The organism is Methylomonas fluvii (assembly GCF_014850975.1).
Classification (GTDB): domain Bacteria; phylum Pseudomonadota; class Gammaproteobacteria; order Methylococcales; family Methylomonadaceae; genus Methylomonas; species Methylomonas fluvii.
In genome coordinates, this window is sequence record NZ_JACXST010000002.1 from 67664 (window position 1) to 87547 (window position 19884).

Genomic DNA, 19884 nt, shown 5'->3' on the forward strand with positions numbered 1-19884 from the left:
TATTTTAGCGAGTTCAGACAATGCCCCGCTCAATTTCCAAAAAATCAGGCCGTCATCTGTCTTATCTACTGCCTATTCTGCTAGCAACCGGTTGTAGCCAACATGCGCAAAAAGACCATCTGAGCCAATCATCAACTAGCAAGTTTTCCGTATTTACCCGTAATGGCAATGCCGGAAAAATCCATAACAAGCAGGTAGAAGCAAAAGAGCACACCACCATCTGGGATAGGATGCTGTCTCTTTACGCCTTACCGGAAATCGATAATGCCAGAATCGACCGCGAAGTAAACTGGTATCTTAGAAACCCTGAATATCTGACCAGGGTGCAACAACGCGCCGAGCCCTATCTATATTTCATCCTGAACGAAATCGAAGCAAAAAATATCCCCGGAGAACTGGCACTATTACCTGCGGTTGAGAGCGCTTTCAGACCTGACGCAATGTCGCCAGCTCAAGCCTCCGGTCTATGGCAATTCATTCCACCCACCGGGCGTCTTTACGGATTAAAACAGAACAGTTGGTATGACGCGCGACGCGATGTGGTGCAATCGACTCAAGCAGCCACCACCTTCCTGAAAGAACTGAGCGAGACTTTCAATAACGACTGGTTACTGGCGCTCGCTTCATACAACGCCGGCAAAGGCAATATCAAAAATGCCGTGGATAGAAACCTCGAACGCGGACAGCCTACCGACTTCTGGTCTCTGGATTTGAACAACGAGACCTCAGCTTACGTACCCAGGCTGCTGGCAATCGCTAAAATCTTCGCCAATCCGGAAAAATATAACGTCAATCTGCATCAATTCGCCAACCAGCCTTACTTTGAGTTGGTTGATGTAAAGTCCCAGCTCGACTTGGGTAAAGCCGCCGAAATGGCGCAAACCCCGCTGGACGACTTCTTAAAGCTCAATCCCGGCTATAACCGCTGGAGTACCGACCCGAACGGCGCGCAACATCTGCTGATTCCGGTAAGCAAAGCCGATTCCTTTAAAGAGAAACTGGCTGAACTGCCACACGAAGAAAGAATCAAGTGGGAACACCACACGGTAGGCAAGAAAGAAACTCTGAAAAGTATTGCCAGCAAGCACAGCACCAGCATTGAAGAGATTATTAATGTCAATCATCTTGACGATGATACCGTTGCCCAAGGCACAATCCTGTTAATCCCGGTTTCTTACCATTCACAAAAGGGCGAACCGACCGCACCGGCTGTTGCCGCAGTGTCGCAACAATCCACACCAACGCCCGCTCAATCAAGCAAACAGCAATATACGGTTAAGAAAGGCGATACCCTATGGGATGTCTCGCAACGTTTTTCTGTTGATAAAGACGATATTGTGAGTTGGAATAAATTACCCAAGAAAGCGACTCTGAAACCCGGTCAAAAACTGACTATCAAGAAAACCAGTAGCAGTATAACCGTTGCATCTACCGCGCCTTCCATCAAGCAAATCAGCTACACGGTCAAAGCCGGCGACACTTTGGCGCAAATCTCGAAGAAATTTAACGTCAACGTCACCGAGCTCCGCAAATGGAATAACGTCCCCAAAAACAAGGCAGACATCAAACCGGGCTCTAAGCTAAAAGTGATGATTGAAGCCGGCCATCCGTCTACCTAAAGCTTTAGATAACGAGTACGTAAGTTCACGAAATTAGATCTTTCTCATCGCCGCAAGGGTAAACTTAAATAAGCGATTTAGGTTTACCCTTATGCATCGCCATATCAAACCACCCTGCTAAAGCAACCAGCATAGAAGGCACTATCGCCACATCCCACAGAAACAGCGATTCGACTTAAGATATTGAATTAAAACAGACGCTATAGCAAACTTGGCACAGCATTATTGCCGCTGTGCAAGAGCTATAACTTTAAGAATTGATGGCGTCCCCACGGGGGTTCGAACCCCGGTTACCGCCGTGAAAGGGCGGTGTCCTAGGCCACTAGACGATGGGGACTAAGACTATTTTTTCAGAATGACTTCTTTAACACGAAGTACCGGCTTAACCGGCTTTAGCCAAGTTGGCGTCCCCACGGGGGTTCGAACCCCGGTTACCGCCGTGAAAGGGCGGTGTCCTAGGCCACTAGACGATGGGGACTCAGGACTAAATCAACTATTATTTGGTGGAGCCAAGGAGGATCGAACTCCTGACCTCTTGCATGCCATGCAAGCGCTCTCCCAGCTGAGCTATGGCCCCGTAGTTGAGTCCTCGTATTATACGGATTTTCAGAGCTTTGTCTAGGAATTTTCTACATTCTTTATGTAACTGATCGCTCGCTCTATTCTGTGCAAGGTTTTCTCTCTGCCCAATAGAGCCAAAGTCAGATCAATAGCCGGCGATACACCGCTGCCACAAACCGCAACGCGCAAGGGTTGCGCAACCTTACCCAAATTAAGCTGCAACTGCTCAGCACTATCCAATACTACTTGATGAAGGCCTGAAGCTTCCCATTCGCCGATAGCGCTAAATTGCACCAGTAAATGTTGCAATATATCGTCCACGCCCGCTTTGAAATTCTTCTTGGCGGCTTTTTCTTCGTAAGCATTGAATTCCTTGTAAAAGTATTCGCTTTCGGCCGCCATATCCACCAGGGTTTTGCATCGCTCGCGCTGCGCTTTAACCACATCCGCCAACGCCGGACCGCTGGTCGGATCGATACCCCGCTCCCCCATATGCCAAGCCAAATGCCGAGCGACATGCGCCGGATCGCTACTCATGATGTACTGGTGATTCAACCATATCAACTTCTCGGTATTGAACGTGGACGCGGAAACATTGACTTTTTCCAGCTCGAACAGCGCGACCATCTCTTCCAAGGAAAACAATTCCTGATCACCGTGCGACCAACCCAACCGCACCAGATAGTTCAACAAAGCCTCGGGCAAATACCCGTCATTGCGGTACTGCATCACACTTACCGCACCGTGGCGTTTGGACAGTCTTGCACCGTCGGAACCTAAAATCATCGGCACATGAGCATACACCGGCAATTGCGCACCCAAGGCTTTTAGAATATTGATCTGCCTGGGCGTATTATTGACATGATCGTCACCGCGTATCACATGAGTAACCCCCATATCCATGTCATCGACTACCACCGTCAAGTTATAGGTCGGAGTACCGTCGGAGCGTGCAATAATCAAATCATCCAGTTCCTTATTGGCAACGACGATGCGACCTTTCACCAAGTCATCGATGATAACCTCACCCTGCTCCGGATTCTTAAAGCGCACCACTCGCTCGCCTTGCGGATTTTCAACGCCATGCCGGCACTTGCCGTTGTAACGCGGCTTTTCCTTGTTGGCCATTTGCTGCTCGCGCAACACTTCCAACTCTTCGCGACTGCAGTAGCAATAGTAGGCATCGCCCTGCGCCAGCAATTGCTGAATGACTTCTTTGTATCGATCAAAACGATGCGTCTGATAGAACGGACCCTCGTCATATTCCAAGCCTAACCAAGTCATGCCTTCCAGAATGGCATTCACCGACTCCTGGCTGGAGCGCTCAAGATCGGTATCCTCGATTCGCAAAATAAATTTGCCACCGTGTTTGCGCGCATACAACCACGAAAACAGAGCGGTTCTGGCACCACCGACATGTAAATAACCGGTGGGACTGGGGGCAAAGCGGGTTCTAATACTCATCATCAATTATTTAGTTGTTAAAAATTTCTTGGCATATTCGCCGGGAATGGAGCGAGAGGCGTTTAAACGCATCGCCTGGTAATTAAATTGCACACTGCCTTTGGCTGCATCGTTTCTGCCCAGGATCGCCAACGAAGTGGCATGCCCTTGTTTAGCGGCTTTTTCGTACCAATCGGTAGCCTTATCTCTGTCGCTGCTGACACCCATGCCTCTATCGTACATCGCCCCCATTACTACCTGGGCATCGAGTAGACCTTGATTCGCGGCTTTTTCCATCCACTCCGCAGCCTTGTGTTCATCCTTATCAAAACCCTCTCGGCCAAGTAAATATAGCGACGCCAATTTAGCTTGCGCCAGCGCATTACCGTGCTCAGCCATTTCTTTCACGCTATCAGCCTTTACCGCACTGGCGAGTAAAAACATCGCACAGAACATTAAAATCTTGCCCATTACATTCTCCAGGGAAGCCTACGAATTAAAAACAAACCGGCATTATTTCACGGTGCCCGGCTAAGATGAACGCACTATTTAAAAATAAGGGATTGATGTTAGACTTAAGACACCAAGGCGGTACGCTAGGCCTTGTCGATGCAGAACAATAACCTGGAGAATTAATACATGAAAAGAAACCTTTTATTCACGGCCACTCTGGCCGGAGCGCTGCTTTCCGGTTGCGCGACGCAGTCGAGCAATAATTTCCAGGCCTTCCAGCCTGAAGACCTTAACGCGCTGGTTAAATCCGGAAAACTGGTACAAAAAACCAACAGCTTTTTCGTGATTAATGATTCATCTTCATCCATGAGCCGTACCTATGTAAATTCTGCGGATTACAGCGGCACCAAGCTGGATGTCGAAAAAAATCTGCTCAACAAGTTTAACAAATCCATTCCGGTCATGCCGCTGACATCCGGTTTACGCAGCTTCGGTTTTGGCCCATGCCTATCTTGGGGCTCAACTTATCTCAACCAAGCCGTGCAAGACTACTCTCCAGCCAGTTTCGAAACTGCGATTACCTCTCTACAATGCTCTAGTGGCGGCACCCCACTGGCCACGGCGCTAAGCGATTCCGGCAAAGACATCACCTCTGCTCCCGGCAATATTGCCTTAATCGTTTTAAGCGACGGTATCGAGGAAGTCTCGCCGCTACCGACTGCCGAAGCGCTTAAATCCCAATACGGGGACAAGTTGTGTATTTACACAGTTTGGGTCGGCAATGACCAAGATGCGGCCGGACAAGCGGTGCTGCAAGAACTGGCCAATGCATCGGGTTGTGGGTTCTCGACTACTGCCGAAGCGATTACCAGCGCCAAAGGCATGAGCGATTTCGTTAAAAACGTCTTCCTGAAAGCAGGCACACCCAAAGCGGCCGATTGCTCAACACAAGACGACGACAAAGACGGCGTAAGCAACTGTGCAGACAAATGCCCTGACACCCCTAAAGGCGCTATCGTTGATAAAGACGGTTGCTGGGCATTCCGCGGCCTGCTGTTCGATTTCGACAAATCTGACGTCAAAGCCAAATACGGCCCGCTGATTCAAAACGCCGTGGAAGTCATGAAAATGAACCCTGGTTTGACCATTGAAATTCAGGGGCACACCGATAGTTATGGTAAGGATGCTTACAACCAAAAGCTTTCAGAGCGCAGAGCCAATGCGGTCAAAGCCGAGTTGATCAAACAAGGCGTGGAAGGCAAACGCCTCACAGCGGTTGGCTTCGGCGAGTCCAAACCCGTCGATACCAATGAAACCGACGAAGGCCGTGCCTACAACCGCCGTGTCGAATATAAACGTACTGATCGCTAAACGATAAGTTTCCAGCTTAACGAAACCAGGGAGGCCTAGGCCTCCCTTTTTTTTATGTCCAGACCAGTCGAATCGACTGTCGCCTAATATTGGTGCCGCGTGGCGTAATCGTCAATTTATCAAAGCATCCGCAGGTATGGAAGCGCAATGGCGACACAACACGTTGGCGTAGTTTCAGCCGCTAAAGATCCACAAATTCTTGCCCCGTTGGCGCGTTCGCAATCATAGATGTAAATTTAAAACCTTGTTGGGCATATTCCAGGCCAGGGTTCACAACGCTTTATGTCTGGAACCTACCTTCGATACCTCCGCCCTCACCCAACTATCTGCAAGGTATGCACACGAAACCATGGCATGCCTATAAAATACCTTAATTCGAGTATTCCAAAATTTCGCCAGTGAATTCGAAAGTTTTTGATATGCATGATTTTGGATTTTTGGCGAATAAACCAAAGCGAGCAGCATATCTACAGAGGCTGAAAAAGCGAACGAGCTATTCGGCTTAAAGCTTTGGAATATTTTGTTTTCAGTGGTCGAGTTCGACCCTTAAGCGTCATTCGCCGGAAAATACGAATGGCAAAAGTTGGTAAGATAGCAGACAAGAATGGATGGTGCATAGCGATACCCATCAATTATCCGCCTAAAATGATGGGTTCCGGCTATCGCCTTACCCCCGCCACGTTTTGATGTCTATTCATTATGTTACGAACCCACACCAAGAGGGCAATTGTGGCTTTTAGCAAAATTTTACTTTCAACAGCGATTGCCATAAGTATTTTTCTTTTTGGTTATTTACTTTTGTTAATAGAACGTACCGATTAAGCGCCTAGCAAAAAGTTAACGTGTATTGTGAGCCAAACCCGCGACCAATTTCGTCAATGGCTTGCTCAAGTTCATCCGGCGTAAATGTTTTGAATGGCAGCCATTCATATTTCATTTTATGCCACAGCAATTCAATGCGGTTCAGCTCGGGACTGTAGGGTGGCAGGAAATAAAATCGCATACCTTTCTCTTCCAATAAATCCCAATAAGGTTTCAGTTTCTTGGCAGTATGAATGGATGCATTATCCAAAATCACTACCAAGGGTTTGCTGACGCGTTCGATCAAAGCCATCAGAAAGCCAAAAAACCACAGACCATTGACGCTTTGCCACAGTTTCGCCATCATTAATCGGCCCGATGAAAGCAAAGCGCCTATGACATTCATGCGCTGCGCACGTGTAGCGGTAATGGCATGGACTTCTCCGCTTTTCGTCCAAGCCGAACGATTCGGCGGCTGTGGCGCAAACCCGGCTTCGTCCACATAGGCCAATTCGATTTCACCGGCTTGCGCTTGTTTAATCAGCTCGGCGATGTCATGTCGGGCCTGCTCGAAGCGCTCTGGATCGCGCTTTTTTTTAAACTGTAGCGGGTGCGCTTCCACACATAGCCCAGCCGTTTCAACTCGTTCCGTAGCGTGCCGGCACTAATCGTCACGCCGCATTCCGTCGTTAGACGACTGACTAATGCCCGGCAATTCAAAGGTTCCGCATCGATCCATTCTTTGAGTTGGCATCGATGCGAGTCGGTCAACTTACTCGGCGCACCACTGCGGGGGTGATCCGGTAAGCTGTTCAGTCCGTTTCTCCACCACTTCCGTCGCCGCTCCCGAATCGCTTCCGGCTTCACGCCTTGTTGTTCTGCAACCGCAATGACTGTCTGACCATTGGCTAACATCAAAATGGTGTCCGCACGCTCACGCTCTCGCCAATCACTCCCTTTTTTGATAATTAGCTGGAGTTGCTCTCGTTCGTTTTCGCTCAATTCAATTGGTTTTACCCGCATTCCGTCGCTACCACCACCGTATCTAAAATCCGGTTATTTTACTGCATGGCGATTTGTTATTAAGCGCTTACCTAGCAAAACCAACATCAATTGGGTTTGATGTAATTATTTTTTTTCACACAATCGTCGTGTTCTTAATACCTTTATTTATAGTCGGCTTACAGAATAATATTTTTACAAAACCGATTCTCCTATCGGCGTTAATTCTCTCGATTATGTTAGAGATTGTTTTTTTAGGATTAAATAGTCGTCCCTGAAAAAGCCGATATTTTCCGAACACCAGCATTCAGGCCGACAATAAAAACGGCGCGCTCAATGGCCGCGCCAAAATCCGACATGGCGGTCTCCAAAAATGAGGCAAAAAAATCCTCAACTGCCTGAGGATCATACGGATATTGTGGCCAGCACCGCATAAGATGGCATGCATGGCATCGCCCAGTTCGCCTTTCAGGTAATTGCGGCCCAGCAATCCGTCGTTTTTGAGGTGCCCGATGACGGGTTCGATGGCATTGCGGCGTTTGAGGGCGCGTTTGAGTCGCCGGGTGTTTATTCCTCTCTTTTGCCGGGCTTTGTAAATGGTCACGTTCGGGACCTCGACACCACGGTATCCTAAATCCACAAAAGCTTCTTTTGCGCGTGTACCGCTTAGAATCTCCGCCTGTTCCAGACACGATTCCAGGGTGTGTCCATCGTAGGGATTACCGGAAAAGCTGCGGGCGCCGAGCACAAAATTACTTTTGTTGGTGACGGTGATGCCCACTTTGACGCCGAATTCATACTTCTTGTGGACTTTGCCTTTGGAAATGCATTCGACTTCCGTGGCGTGGAAACTGTACAGCTTGTTTTTATCCTGGGGTTGTTGGTTCAAAATCCGTTGGGTTTTCTCTAGCGTCTCTTTAAAAGCCAATTTGACTGCATCGGATTGATCCGTCAATTGGCGCTCGATATCTCGGTAAACCCGACCCACCAAAGTTTTGAGCTGTTTGAGCATTTTGCGTTTGCGCTTCATTTGCTTGGCATGACTGTACCGGTTCGCCATCATCAGCAAATAGGGGGCTTTGCGGTTGTAGTTCTGCCGTAGTGTAATCTCATGCTGCTCAGCCAGACGTACCATGTGCTGGCGACAGCGTTCATACAATTTTCCATCGGTCGGATACGTGATGGCTTTCTCTTGCACCGTGCTATCAACCGTCACCGATTCAAAATCCTGTTTCTTCACGGTCTTGCTGGCTACGCCAGCCTGGATCGTCACCGATAACATCCACTCGCAACCTTCTTCTCCGATCCGTTTTCGCCAATAGGTCAGTGACGTGGGGTGGCAAGGTATCTGGTGTTGGAAATACTCTTCGCCACAAAAATATTGCCAATAGGGATTTTCAAGCCACTGTGCCACGACCGCTTCGTCCGAGCGTGCAAACGCATGTTTGAGGTAATGAAGCCCGGCAATAAGACGCGTTGGCAACGCCGGAGCGCCTTGGTTCTCGGTAAAAAATTCACCGAACGCATCATCCAGTACTTTCCAATCGATCAAATTTGCCAGTTGGTAAAGCTCATGCTTCGGATTCAACAGGTCGGCCAGTGGTGTGTTGAATAGATCGATTTGGCCGCTACTTTCTTGGGATTTTGGCTTCATTTTCGATAAAAATTTGCAAGAAATTAATATCTATTTTACTAATTTCTTGCAATTATTGCCCGTCTTTTTCTTCAATTATTTATTGTGTTTCAATGCTTTAGCCGTGAATTTGTGGCTTTTCAGGGGCGACTAAATACAACAGGAATTGTGTGGCAGTATGAAAAAGGCACTCCAGCAAATCTGATAGACCTTATTCGCGAACAACTTAATTGAGCAAATTACAGCAAACATGCAATTTTTACTAAACTTTGCGCTCAAGGTGGCTCTCAGCTTCGCTACGCGCATCTTAGCTCAGTGTTATCGCTTATGAAGTGTTTTCTACTGACAATATTGCTTTTCTCATTGACTGCAATGGCAAATGAAACTATCGAAAGTGATAACAAGTATGCGAAAAAGTACATGCAGCAGTTTCATAACGGAATGACAATAGATGAAGTGCGCTGTATCCTTCTCAAAGTCAAAAAGCAAGTAGTGTTTTACAATAACTGCATAAAAGATTTTCAATACCCAATGACGCCGTGCGCTGACGGATACAATCTCATAATCACAATTAAACTTCCAGGCTTCGATCAGTCACTCGGCAAAGGTGACTTACAAATGTATTTTTACTTTGATAGTAATCAACTTTTGTTGGAGAATTTACATGAACTCTATTACCCGGCTCAGCATTAACAGCTAAAATTTTACGTTTAAGCTTGATATAGTGGGCACGGTTTTGTTTCTAACCAGATTAGAATTGTAGGAAAACTTGCCTAAACATCTGCTATAGACTCCTAACCGGTCAATCAAAAATTCAAATAGCTGTCCGCTCTTGGCCGAACTCAGCCTATCCCCTCAGCAACCAGAAATACAGGGCCCTCAAACGCCAGATCAGTATCTGACCAACACCGTTTCGTTAGACAGCAAGCGCCGTAGGCGGATCAAAAGTTCATCGCTCGGGCGCACGCGCCAGTCGTCGCCCAATTGCAGGATCGCTTTGTCGGTGCCAGTGCGGTATTCGATTTGGATCGGGCATTGACCGCCGCAGAACGGCGTCAGCGTAGCCTGAAGGCCTGCCAACCAACCCGGCGGCAGGCCGCTATTGGCCAGATCTATCGTCAACGTAATGCCGCGGGCATATAACTCGCGCGCTTCTTCCATGCTGTAAAGCTTCTCGGCAGTCATCCGCAGACTGTTGGTAAAGTCGTCCATTGCCAATGAACCTTCGGCAATCAGAATCGTGTCCTTGCTGAGCAGGTTGCGATATTTGTCGTATATATTGCTGAAGGCCGCCACTTCCAGGCGGCCGGTACGGTCGTCCAGCGTTGCGAAGCCCATCATCTTGCCCTGCTTGGTTTGTCGGGTACGCATTTCCACGATCAGGCCGGCAACACGCGCTTCCATTTTGCCTCTGGAGCGGCCGGCATCGACTTCCAGACTGGCTAACGAGCCGTGGGTGATATGTTTTAATTCCGGCAGATATTCGGCGATGGGATGGCCGGTTAGAAACAGCCCCAAAGTCTGCTTTTCCGCTTCCAGCTTTTCTTTTTCGGTCCAAGGTTCGACCACGGTGGAATACGCTTCCGCTTCGCCATCGCTGACTTCCACTTGTACCGCCAAACCGAATAGATCATTTTGACCGGCCAGCGCCATTTTTCCGTGTTGTTCGGCCACTCGCAGCGCGGTGGTCAATTCAGCGAGATGGGCCGCGCGATTAGGGTCGATCGCATCCAGCGCTCCCGCCCTAATCAATGCTTCCAGAACCCGGCGGTTGACCTTGCGTAAATCGACACGTTTGCACAGGTCGTACAAACCCGCGAACGCGCCATTGGCGGCCCGTTCTTTTAATAGATCTTCAATCGCATTTTCGCCGACCCCCTTAATCGCGCCTATACCGTAAACAATCTGACCCTTGTCGTTTACCGTAAAACGAAAGTGGGATACATTAATGTCCGGCGGGCAGATCTCCAGTTTCATTTCCCGGCATTCGTCGATCAACACCACCACTTTGTCGGTGTTATCCATATCCGACGACATCACCGCCGCCATGAACGCGGCCGGATAATGCGCCTTCAACCAGGCGGTTTGATAAGCGACCAAAGCGTAAGCGGCCGAATGCGACTTGTTGAAACCGTAGCCGGCAAATTTCTCCATCAAGTCGAACACATAGGTGGCGATGCCGGCGTCGATCTGGTTGGCTACCGCGCCCGACATGAACTTTTCGCGCTCCTTGGCCATTTCCTCCGGCTTTTTCTTACCCATCGCCCGCCGCAACATATCGGCGCCGCCCAAGGTGTAACTGGCCAATTCCCGGGCAATCTGCATCACCTGCTCCTGATACAGAATAACGCCATTGGTAGGTTTTAAAATCGGTTCCAGCAAGGGATGAGCGTATTCGGCTTTGGCACCGTGCTTGACGTTGATGTAGTCGTCGACCATGCCCGACTCCAACGGGCCGGGACGGAATAACGCGACGAGCGCGATGATGTCGTCGAAGCAATCCGGTTTCAGCTTTTTGATCAGCTCCTTCATACCGCGCGACTCGAGCTGAAACACCGCCGTGGTCTGAGCGTTTTTTAATAATTCATAGCTGGGCAGGTCGTCACGGGGAATCTGGGAAATATCGACTGGCTCTTCACCGCGTTGGGCGCGCTGGCGATTGATGGTTTGCAGCGCCCAATCGATGATCGTCAGAGTCCGTAACCCCAAGAAGTCGAATTTAACCAAGCCAACCGCTTCAACGTCGTCTTTGTCGAACTGCGTCACCAGATTGCCGCCGCCCTGCTCGCAATACAAGGGGCTGAAATCGGTAAGTTTGGTCGGCGAAATCACCACGCCGCCGGCGTGTTTGCCGGCGTTACGGGAAATACCTTCCAGAGAACGCGCCATGTCGATCAGGGATTTAACCTCTTCCTCGGTATCGTATAAAACCTTCAATTCGGCGCTATCTTGCAAGGCTTTATCCAACGTCATGCCAATTTCAAATGGAATCAATTTAGCCAGCCTGTCCACAAAGCCGTAGGCGTGCCCCATCACTCGACCCACGTCGCGAATCACCGCCTTGGCCGCCATCGAGCCGTAGGTGATAATCTGTGACACGTGATCGCGGCCGTAGTGACGGGCCACGTAATCGATGACCTCGTCGCGGCGCTCCATGCAAAAGTCGATATCAAAGTCGGGCATCGACACCCGCTCCGGGTTCAAAAACCGTTCGAACAGCAAATCGAATTCGATAGGATCAAGGTCGGTAATCTTCAATGCATACGCCACCAAAGAACCAGCACCGGAACCCCGCCCCGGCCCCACCGGTATCGCATTGTTCTTGGCCCACTGGATAAAGTCGGCAACAATCATGAAATAGCCGGGAAAACCCATTTGGGTGATCACGTTCAGTTCAACTTCCAAACGCTCGTCATAGACTTTGCGGTTATCCGCGAAGCTGCCCTTGCCTATCGGCGGATACTGGACTAAACGCTCTTCAAGCCCTTGGCGCGAGGCCTGCTTGAAGTAGTCGTCCAGCGTCATACCCTCAGGGACCGGAAAATCGGGCAAATAGTTTTCGCCCAGCGTCAGCTCGACATTGCAGCGTTTGGCAATTTCCACGCTATTGGCCAAAGCCTCCGGAATGTCGGCGAACAATTCCGCCATTTCTTCGGCAGTGCGCAAATATTGCTGAGCGGTATAGTTTTTCGGCCGGCGGCTATCGTCCAGCACCCGGCCCTGATGGATACAAACGCGCACTTCATGTGCGTCGAAATCGTTTTTACTGATAAAACGCACGTCGTTGGTGGCGACCACCGGCAAATCCAACTCGGCAGCCAAATCCGCCGCTAATTTGATGTAACGCTCTTCGTCAGTTTTACCGAGCCGCTGCAATTCCAGGTAAAAACTGTCCTTGAACAAATCTCGCCAATATTCGGCACAGCGTTTGGCTTGCTCGGCATTTTCCGCCAACAAAGCCTGACCTACGTCGCCATCCATCGCTCCCGATAACACGATCAAACCATCGTGATTCTCGGCAATCCAGTCTTTTTGCAACATCGGAATACCTTGATGCTGCCCTTCTTGGTAACCTCTGGAAATCAGCTCGGTCAGCGTGACATAGCCTTTTTTATTGCGCGCCAACATAGTTAAGCGAAACGGCGAAGCCGGCTCGTCGGGATTGAAGATCAGTACATCGGCGCCGATCAACGGTTTGATGCCGGCGCCTTGTGCGGCTTTATAGAATTTAACCAGCGAAAACAAATTGCTCTGTTCGGTAATTGCAGCGGCCGGCATTTGATACTCAGCCAGTTTCTTCACCAACGGCTTGATTCTGACGATACCGTCAACCAGGGAGAACTCAGTATGAATACGAAGATGAACGAAACTCGGTGTCATGTCTGTTTAAACAAGATACTTTTTAACAGGGGCATACGATTTTCGATGCTGCGGGGTAATCCCAAGCTGTTGTAACGCCGCTAAATGCTGCTGGGTTGGATAGCCTTTGTGGATAGCAAAAGCATAACCGGGATACAGCCTATCCAGTGTCTGCATTTCCTCATCGCGGGCGACTTTGGCTAGGATCGAGGCGGCGGAAATTTCCGCGACCAGCAAATCGCCTTGTACGATAGCTTCGCCGGGCATATCCAATGCCGGCAGCCGATTGCCGTCAACCTTGACCGCATCCGGGCGATATTCGAGTTGTGATACCGCCCGTTGCATCGCCACCATCGTCGCTTGCAGAATGTTGATAGTGTCTATTTCGCTGGCTTCGGCGCGGGCAACGGCCCAGCACAAGGCATTGCTTTTGATCTGCTCGGCCAGCAACTTGCGTTTCTTTTCGGTAAGTTTTTTGGAGTCGGTCAAACCCGCGATAGGTCTGAGCGGATCGAGAATCACCGCAGCGGCGACCACCGGACCGACTATGCAGCCACGGCCAACTTCGTCGATACCGGCTATGCGTGGGGGGTTATCGGAGGATACCGCGCGTGACATTACGTAGAAAGCTGACCATATTGGAAAGTTCGTTGCTTTCGCCGGCCATATCTTCCATTTCTTCGATGGCGTCTTCCAGACGCAGATTGTTTTTATAGAGGATTTTATAGGCTTTGCGAATCTGCCGAATCACTTCCGGCGGCACGCCGTTGCGCTCCATACCCACCGAATTGATCCCGTGCGGGCGAGTGGGCCTGCCGCCGACCATCACATACGGCGGAATATCCTGAGTGATTGCACTACCCATCGCCGAAAAACTGTATTCGCCGATTTTGGTAAATTGATGCACCAAGGTAAAACCACCCAAAATAGCATGATCACCCAGATGCACATGCCCGGCAATCGAGGCGCCATTTGCCATGATCACATGATCGCCAATTTCGCAATCGTGCGCCACGTGGGTGTAAGCCATGAACAAATTATCGCTGCCGATCAAAGTCAATCCTCGATCTTGCTGCGTCCCACGGTGCATCGTACAAAATTCGCGTATTACATTGCGGTCGCCGATTTCCAGGCGGGTGATTTCATCGGCGTACTTTTTATCTTGCGGGTCTTCACCTATCGAGGTGAATTGGTAGATCGTATTATCCTTGCCGATGGCGGTAGGACCTTTAATCACCACATGCGGCCCGATCTCGGTACCTGAATCTATCTGCACATCCGGGCCAATAACCGAGAATGGCCCGACTTTAACGTCGTCGGCCAATTCGGCATTGATATGCACAACCGCTCTGGGATCTATCATTTAAGCCTCTGCTGCCACAGCCGCACACATAATTTGCGCACTGGCGGCCAGTTCGCCATCTACTTCCGCACGGCAATCGAAAGACCATAGGTGACGCTTGTGTTTGATGTAAGTCACTTCCAGGCGCAATTGGTCACCAGGAACGACTTGCTTTTTGAAACGGGCATTGTCGATGCCCGCCAAGTAATAAATCGTGCCTTTGCCCAATTGCTTGTTGCTTTGCGACGTCAGCAGCGCGGTAGCTTGCGCCAGGGCTTCCATGATCAACACACCTGGCATGATAGGCTGACTTGGAAAGTGACCTTGAAAAAACGGCTCGTTAAATGTCACATTTTTCACAGCCAACAAACGCACACCCGGCTCGCATTCAAGCACCCTGTCTACCAGCAAAAAAGGATAGCGATGTGGCAAGAGTTCCTGAATTTGTAAAATATCGAGTGTGCCGGCCATGAGTAATCTGTGCGAAATGAGGGGAAGCGGGAAGTTCGCTTTGACTAGGAACTCCCCAACTTAAGGTGCTGCATGCTTCCGCAATCAGGAAGCATCGGGGAAAATCTTATTGAGACAAGTTTTCCAGTTTTTGCTGAACGCGGCTGGTAACGTCAATTTGATCGTTGGCATAAATAACACCGTCGGTCAGCAACAAATCAAAAGACTCTTCTTTGGCTAACGCTCTTACTGCTTCCACGATACGTTTTTGCAGGTTGCCCAACTCTTCGTTTCTACGCATGTTGAAATCTTCGCTGAACTCTTGTTGCGCACGCGCCGCGTCGCGTTTTTTGTCCAGAATGTCTTTTTCGATTCTATGACGCTCTTCTTCGCCCATTACCGCAGTATCACGGCCCAACTTTTCTTCAAGCGATTTGATCTCTTTTTGCTGAGAAACCAGCGCTTTGTCTCTTGGTGAAAATTCAGTTTCCAAGCGAGTTTTTGCTTTGGCGGCTTGTGGCGCTTTTTCCAAAACCTTGGCCACATTGACAAAACCGATTTTCAGCTCTGCGTGACTCACGCCAGCAAAAATCATCAGCATTAGAAACAAAGAAATTCTATTTTTCATGGTCAAAACCATCTCCGGTTAATTTTTTTGAGTTTAAGACAGAACGCAAAGGCGATTATAGGGCAAAACAGGCTCAAACTAAACTAAAATCCCGAGCCGAAGGTGAACTGGAAGGCTTGAGTTCTATCGGTACTCTCCGAATTCAGGGGCTGGGCGACACTCACTGCCAAGGCCCCAAACGGCGACAACCATTCCCCCGACAAGCCCACCGAATAGCGGAAATACTTGCGCAAATCGCCGGAATTAAGTCCAGGGGCCAGTGTGCCGGCGTCAACAAACGAGCCAATCCTCACCGATTTCATATCGCTTAAGAACGGTACAGGAAAAAACAGCTCGGCCTTGCCAATCAGCTTGGTGGAGCCCCCGATGGGTCGATTGTAGGTATTGGCGGTATTGATTTCGTTTTGGTCAATGACACCCAAGGTATTTTGCATAAAACCGCGGACGTCACCGGTACCACCGGCAAAATAGTTTTCAAAAAACGGCAAGCCGGAACTACCACCGTAGCTACCGCCATGCGCCACCTCACCTAACAAGCGGAAGGTAAAGTCGTTGGATAAGGGAAAATAATGCTGATGTTTATAGCCGACTTTGAAATATTCCAAGTCACTACCGGGTACGGTAATCAATCCGGACAGCCTTTGCTGACCACCGCTATGAGCGAAGGTGGCTCTGTCCAAGGTATCGTGAGTCCAGCCGGCAGAAGTTGACAGCGTATCGAAGCTTTTCGACCGAATAGCCGAAATGTCGTCGCCCTTTTTAAACCCTAGGAATTTTAGAATCGTGTCCGAAGACAAGGTGGTATTTTCAATCTCGGTACGCTTTAAATCAATATCAAAACCGATTCTGTCGAACTCGTTCAACGGGATACCAAAGTTGATACCGGCGTTTGTAATGGTTGTGTTGTACGCCGCCAAGTTAGCCGCGTAGGCATTTCGAGAGGTGTAACCAAGGTTGTAGCCCATCGCCACGCCATCCAGCGTGTAATAGGGGTCTGAAAAACCCAGGTTGTAACGCGTCAAAATACTACTGTTGTTGAACGCGAAATCCACCCGCTTACCGGTACCGAAGATATTGTCTTGCGAAACGTTGGCGTTAAAAATAATACCTTGCACCTGCGAGTAACCGACACCAGCCTGCAAGTTACCGGAGGCTTTTTCCTTGATCGTGTAATTGACATCGATCTGATCTGCGGAACCCACCACAGGCGGTGTTTCCACGCCCACTTCCTCAAAATAGCCCAATCTATCCAGACGGGTCTTGGTCCGTTCAATCTTGCTACTGGCCGCCCAACTGGACTCCATTTGCCGGGCTTCGCGGCGAATCACTTCGTCACGGGTTTTAGTGTTGCCTTTGACGTTAATTCGCCTCACATACACGCGCTTGCCCGGATCGACGAAAAAAGTCATCGCCACGGTTTTTTGCTGCTCGTTAATCTCCGGCACCATATTGACGTTGGCAAAGGTATAGCCTTCGTCACCCAGGCGATCAGAAATGGATTTGGACGTTTCGGTAGCGTTTTTTCGGGAGAAAATCTCGCCCGGTCCAACTTTAACCAACTTGATCAACTCTTCAGGTTGCACGATCAATTCACCGGACAATTTGACCTTTTCCAAGGTATACACATCGCCTTCCTTGACGTTGATAGTGATGTAGATTTCCTTTTTATCGGCCGTAATATCAACTTGAGTAGATTCGATGGAGAAATTGATATAGCCGCGATCCAGATAATAGGAACGCAGTTTTTCTAAATCAGCGGACAGCTTTTGTTTGGAATATTGGTCGTCTTTGGAATAAAAAGACAGGAAGTTGGTGGTGCTTAATTCGAATTCTTTCCGCAACACATCGTTAGCAAAGGATTTGCTGCCGACAATGTTGATTTGCTTGATTTTGGCAACCCGGCCCTCGGAAATATCGATATGAATCCCGACCCGGTTCCGCGTCAACTCGGAGACTTCGGTTTTGATTTTCAGGCCGTATTTACCGTGGCTGAAATATTGCCGACGCAGTTCTTGTTCGACCTTGTCCAGAATTTGCTTGTTGTAAACCTTGCCTTCCGCCAAGCCGATTTTTTTTAAGGCTTCGGTCAAATCTTCCTTTTTGATGTCTTTGTTGCCCTCAATAACCACTTTCGCAACCGAAGGCCGCTCGACTACATTCACCACCAGCGTGCCGCCATCGCGTTCCAGCGATATATCCTTGAAAAATCCGGTGTTGAATAAAGCCCTGATGGCCGCGGCTTGCTTGTCTTCGGAAAAGGTTTCGCCAACATTAACCGGCAAATAGTTGTAAACGGTACCGGCGGAAATTCTTTGTAAGCCCTTGACCTGAATATCCTCAACTACAAAGCTGCTTGCATGAGCGGCCTTGCCGGACAGCATACTCAGCAACAGTATTTGTAATAGTGGGTTTTTCTTCACGCAGTCAACCATGGAAAATGAACAGGCGCGATTGTAACACGCTGTTTTCGGATTCCCGCGCGTTCAATGGTAAATACTCGTAAATACTGGCCGAAAAATTGCTTTCTTATTCACTTTCAATTGCAAGGAAAAACAATTCAAAAAAAAATACAAAAATCCAATGCAAGCTATTGAAATAAAATAATTTTGATCAAAACATCAAGTTAACCAAACGTATCGGCAATCAAGTTCCGATAGACGGCACGCGTGTAATCCGCTTCCGCAGCGGCTACTTGGGCATCTATTCGCGGACTCACTCCGCCAGCGCCTTTCACCGGCGCAATCACGTTGGCTGCGTCCAGTTTGTAAACCCCAGCCACAGAAATACCGTGGTCAGGCGCGATCAGGCTATAGCAGGTATTCAGCCAATGTGCTTCGGGTACGGGGGTCTGATTAAGCAAGCTCGTCACCGCCAGCGCACACGCTTTAGCTTCGGAATTAGCGGCAAAAGCAGATTTAGGGATAGGCGCATAATGCGCGGCATCACCAATGACGTGGATAAATTCGTTAAATAACGATTGCCCAGTCAGCGGCCGAACCGGACACCAACCGGTGCTATCGGCCAAACCCTGCTGCAAAGCGATGTGCGCAGCCGATTGCGGCGGAATGATATTTAACACATCACCTCTGAATCGGTCGCCGAATTCGCTAGTCAGCACCCTATTCTGCTTATCCAGTTCAAGTAAAGGATTATCCGCCAAACTATGCCACTCGATCATACTATTGGCGGTGCCGTAACCGTAATGTTTTTTCCAGCCGGCTTCGAACAGCGCCTGCTTGGAAAAGCTGCGCTTGGCATCAAGGATGAGTATTTTCGAACGTGGTTTATATTGTTTCAGCCAATACGCCATCATACTGACCCGCTCATAAGGGCCAGGAGGGCATCGATAAGGATCGGCAGGCACCACAATCAGCACTACCCCACCGTCCGGCATCGCTTGCAGTTGCCGCGCCAGCATTAAGGTCTGCGGACCGGCCTGCCAGGCATGCGGAAATTGCTCCGCGGCGGCCTGATCGTAACCTGCCATCGCATCCCACCGAAAATCGATGCCGGGCGACATGATTAACCTGTCATAGCTCACGCTCTGCCCGCCGGCCAATCGCAATCGCCGTTGCCCGGCGTCTAAACTGCTGACGCGATCAACTAACAGCTTGATTCCATATTTGTCTTGCAAAGCCTGGTAATCGACCGTCAACTGGTCGAGGCCTGTCAAACCGGCAAACAGCCAATTACTGCCCGGACAAGTGATATATTTGGCTTTGGGTTCGATCAGCGTGACTTGAATATTCGCATCCAGCAAGTGCAGATATTTCGCCGCCGTCGCACCGCCGAAGCCGCCACCAACCACCACGACATGCGCTTTGGCACCCGAAAAAAACGGCAATCCGCCACAACCGCTAAGAACACCAGCCCCAACCCCGGCCAGGCCTTGTAAAAAACGTCTGCGGGATAACCCAATCATTAATACCGACTCAAATACTCGGCAACCGCCGCCAGCTCGGCATCGCTGTAACCTTTAGCCAAACGAGGCATCAATGTGGCGGGCTTTTTGTCGTATTTAAAATCCAGCAAGGCCTGCCGGAGCTGTTGTGCGGATAAACTTTTTAGCGAAGGGATTGAGCTTTTGGCATCTAAGCTTGACTCGGTGTGACAATTCCAGCAATTAAAGGCAATTGCTCTCGCATCGATTTCGGCATAAGCCATCGAGCTTAATGCGCTGGCAAGCAAAGCCGCCGAGACATAGCCAATGCGCTTCATGCCG

15 protein-coding genes and 3 tRNA genes are annotated in these 19884 nt (G+C 49.5%); 2 read left to right on the forward strand and 16 right to left on the reverse strand.

Features of this window, described 5'->3' with window-relative positions:
* Window positions 1–20: 20 nt before the first annotated feature.
* Window positions 21–1619, forward strand: coding sequence for a LysM peptidoglycan-binding domain-containing protein (locus EBB_RS09895; protein ID WP_192393727.1), 1599 nt, complete (start codon window positions 21–23; stop codon window positions 1617–1619).
* Window positions 1620–1880: 261 nt separating this feature from the next.
* Here EBB_RS09895 and EBB_RS09900 read toward each other — a convergent pair.
* The 5 genes from EBB_RS09900 to EBB_RS09920 form a co-directional block, all read right to left on the reverse strand.
* A tRNA-Glu gene (locus tag EBB_RS09900) sits at window positions 1881–1956 on the reverse strand.
* A gap of 65 nt (window positions 1957–2021) precedes the next feature.
* Window positions 2022–2097 (reverse strand) — tRNA-Glu (locus tag EBB_RS09905).
* 23 nt (window positions 2098–2120) lie between these two features.
* Window positions 2121–2196, reverse strand: a tRNA-Ala gene (locus EBB_RS09910).
* Between the two features lie 41 nt (window positions 2197–2237).
* Window positions 2238–3644, reverse strand: a complete 1407-nt coding sequence (gltX, locus tag EBB_RS09915; RefSeq protein ID WP_192393728.1) for a glutamate--tRNA ligase — start codon at window positions 3642–3644, stop codon at window positions 2238–2240.
* A gap of 6 nt (window positions 3645–3650) precedes the next feature.
* Window positions 3651–4094 carry a tetratricopeptide repeat protein gene (locus EBB_RS09920; protein WP_192393729.1) on the reverse strand — a complete coding sequence of 148 codons (444 nt, stop codon included), beginning with the start codon at window positions 4092–4094 and terminating at the stop codon, window positions 3651–3653.
* A gap of 168 nt (window positions 4095–4262) precedes the next feature.
* On the opposite strand from EBB_RS09920, the gene EBB_RS09925 reads away from it, so the two are divergent.
* Complete coding sequence (locus EBB_RS09925) at window positions 4263–5447, forward strand: OmpA family protein (RefSeq protein ID WP_192393730.1); 1185 nt, start codon at window positions 4263–4265, stop codon at window positions 5445–5447.
* Between the two features lie 826 nt (window positions 5448–6273).
* Here EBB_RS09925 and EBB_RS09930 read toward each other — a convergent pair.
* From EBB_RS09930 to EBB_RS09985, 11 genes are all read right to left on the reverse strand, one after another.
* Entirely contained in the window at window positions 6274–6870 is a 597-nt protein-coding gene (locus EBB_RS09930; protein ID WP_192393731.1) for an IS630 family transposase, read from the reverse strand.
* Complete coding sequence (locus tag EBB_RS09935) at window positions 6789–7271, reverse strand: helix-turn-helix domain-containing protein (protein ID WP_192393732.1); 483 nt, start codon at window positions 7269–7271, stop codon at window positions 6789–6791. The genes EBB_RS09930 and EBB_RS09935 overlap by 82 nt, the downstream gene beginning before the upstream one ends.
* Window positions 7272–7557: 286 nt before the next feature.
* Window positions 7558–8904: an IS5 family transposase gene (locus EBB_RS09940; RefSeq protein WP_225587194.1), complete on the reverse strand. Its 1347-nt coding sequence runs from the start codon at window positions 8902–8904 to the stop codon at window positions 7558–7560.
* 870 nt (window positions 8905–9774) lie between these two features.
* Window positions 9775–13263, reverse strand: coding sequence for a DNA polymerase III subunit alpha (gene dnaE, locus EBB_RS09950; protein WP_192393734.1), 3489 nt, complete (start codon window positions 13261–13263; stop codon window positions 9775–9777).
* Between the two features lie 6 nt (window positions 13264–13269).
* Complete coding sequence (gene rnhB, locus EBB_RS09955; RefSeq protein WP_192393735.1) at window positions 13270–13860, reverse strand: ribonuclease HII; 591 nt, start codon at window positions 13858–13860, stop codon at window positions 13270–13272.
* A complete protein-coding gene (gene lpxA / locus EBB_RS09960) occupies window positions 13835–14605 on the reverse strand; it encodes an acyl-ACP--UDP-N-acetylglucosamine O-acyltransferase (protein WP_033155209.1) in 771 nt (256 codons plus the stop codon). Before lpxA ends, rnhB begins: the two co-directional genes overlap by 26 nt.
* A complete protein-coding gene (gene fabZ / locus EBB_RS09965; protein ID WP_192393736.1) occupies window positions 14606–15055 on the reverse strand; it encodes a 3-hydroxyacyl-ACP dehydratase FabZ in 450 nt (149 codons plus the stop codon).
* A gap of 106 nt (window positions 15056–15161) precedes the next feature.
* Window positions 15162–15662, reverse strand: a complete 501-nt coding sequence (locus EBB_RS09970) for an OmpH/Skp family outer membrane protein (RefSeq protein WP_020485707.1) — start codon at window positions 15660–15662, stop codon at window positions 15162–15164.
* A gap of 83 nt (window positions 15663–15745) precedes the next feature.
* Window positions 15746–18082, reverse strand: a complete 2337-nt coding sequence (bamA, locus tag EBB_RS09975; RefSeq protein WP_371741553.1) for an outer membrane protein assembly factor BamA — start codon at window positions 18080–18082, stop codon at window positions 15746–15748.
* A gap of 203 nt (window positions 18083–18285) precedes the next feature.
* Window positions 18286–19584 carry an NAD(P)/FAD-dependent oxidoreductase gene (locus EBB_RS09980; RefSeq protein ID WP_192393738.1) on the reverse strand — a complete coding sequence of 433 codons (1299 nt, stop codon included), beginning with the start codon at window positions 19582–19584 and terminating at the stop codon, window positions 18286–18288.
* Window positions 19584–19880: a c-type cytochrome gene (locus EBB_RS09985; RefSeq protein ID WP_192393739.1), complete on the reverse strand. Its 297-nt coding sequence runs from the start codon at window positions 19878–19880 to the stop codon at window positions 19584–19586. Before EBB_RS09985 ends, EBB_RS09980 begins: the two co-directional genes overlap by 1 nt.
* Between the last annotated feature and the right edge of the window lie 4 nt (window positions 19881–19884).

What these genes read in the sequence shown, in the direction of transcription:
- EBB_RS09895 (WP_192393727.1), top strand. Translation starts at nt 21, where the DNA reads ATGCCCCGCTCAATTTCCAAAAAATCAGGCCGTCATCTGTCTTATCTA.
- EBB_RS09980 (WP_192393738.1), bottom strand. Translation starts at nt 19,584, where the DNA reads ATGATTGGGTTATCCCGCAGACGTTTTTTACAAGGCCTGGCCGGGGTT.
- EBB_RS09920 (WP_192393729.1), bottom strand. Translation starts at nt 4,094, where the DNA reads ATGGGCAAGATTTTAATGTTCTGTGCGATGTTTTTACTCGCCAGTGCG.
- gltX (WP_192393728.1), bottom strand. Translation starts at nt 3,644, where the DNA reads ATGAGTATTAGAACCCGCTTTGCCCCCAGTCCCACCGGTTATTTACAT.
- EBB_RS09940 (WP_225587194.1), bottom strand. Translation starts at nt 8,904, where the DNA reads ATGAAGCCAAAATCCCAAGAAAGTAGCGGCCAAATCGATCTATTCAAC.
- lpxA (WP_033155209.1), bottom strand. Translation starts at nt 14,605, where the DNA reads ATGATAGATCCCAGAGCGGTTGTGCATATCAATGCCGAATTGGCCGAC.
- EBB_RS09970 (WP_020485707.1), bottom strand. Translation starts at nt 15,662, where the DNA reads ATGAAAAATAGAATTTCTTTGTTTCTAATGCTGATGATTTTTGCTGGC.
- EBB_RS09985 (WP_192393739.1), bottom strand. Translation starts at nt 19,880, where the DNA reads ATGAAGCGCATTGGCTATGTCTCGGCGGCTTTGCTTGCCAGCGCATTA.
- EBB_RS09925 (WP_192393730.1), top strand. Translation starts at nt 4,263, where the DNA reads ATGAAAAGAAACCTTTTATTCACGGCCACTCTGGCCGGAGCGCTGCTT.
- EBB_RS09935 (WP_192393732.1), bottom strand. Translation starts at nt 7,271, where the DNA reads ATGCGGGTAAAACCAATTGAATTGAGCGAAAACGAACGAGAGCAACTC.
- rnhB (WP_192393735.1), bottom strand. Translation starts at nt 13,860, where the DNA reads ATGTCACGCGCGGTATCCTCCGATAACCCCCCACGCATAGCCGGTATC.
- dnaE (WP_192393734.1), bottom strand. Translation starts at nt 13,263, where the DNA reads ATGACACCGAGTTTCGTTCATCTTCGTATTCATACTGAGTTCTCCCTG.
- fabZ (WP_192393736.1), bottom strand. Translation starts at nt 15,055, where the DNA reads ATGGCCGGCACACTCGATATTTTACAAATTCAGGAACTCTTGCCACAT.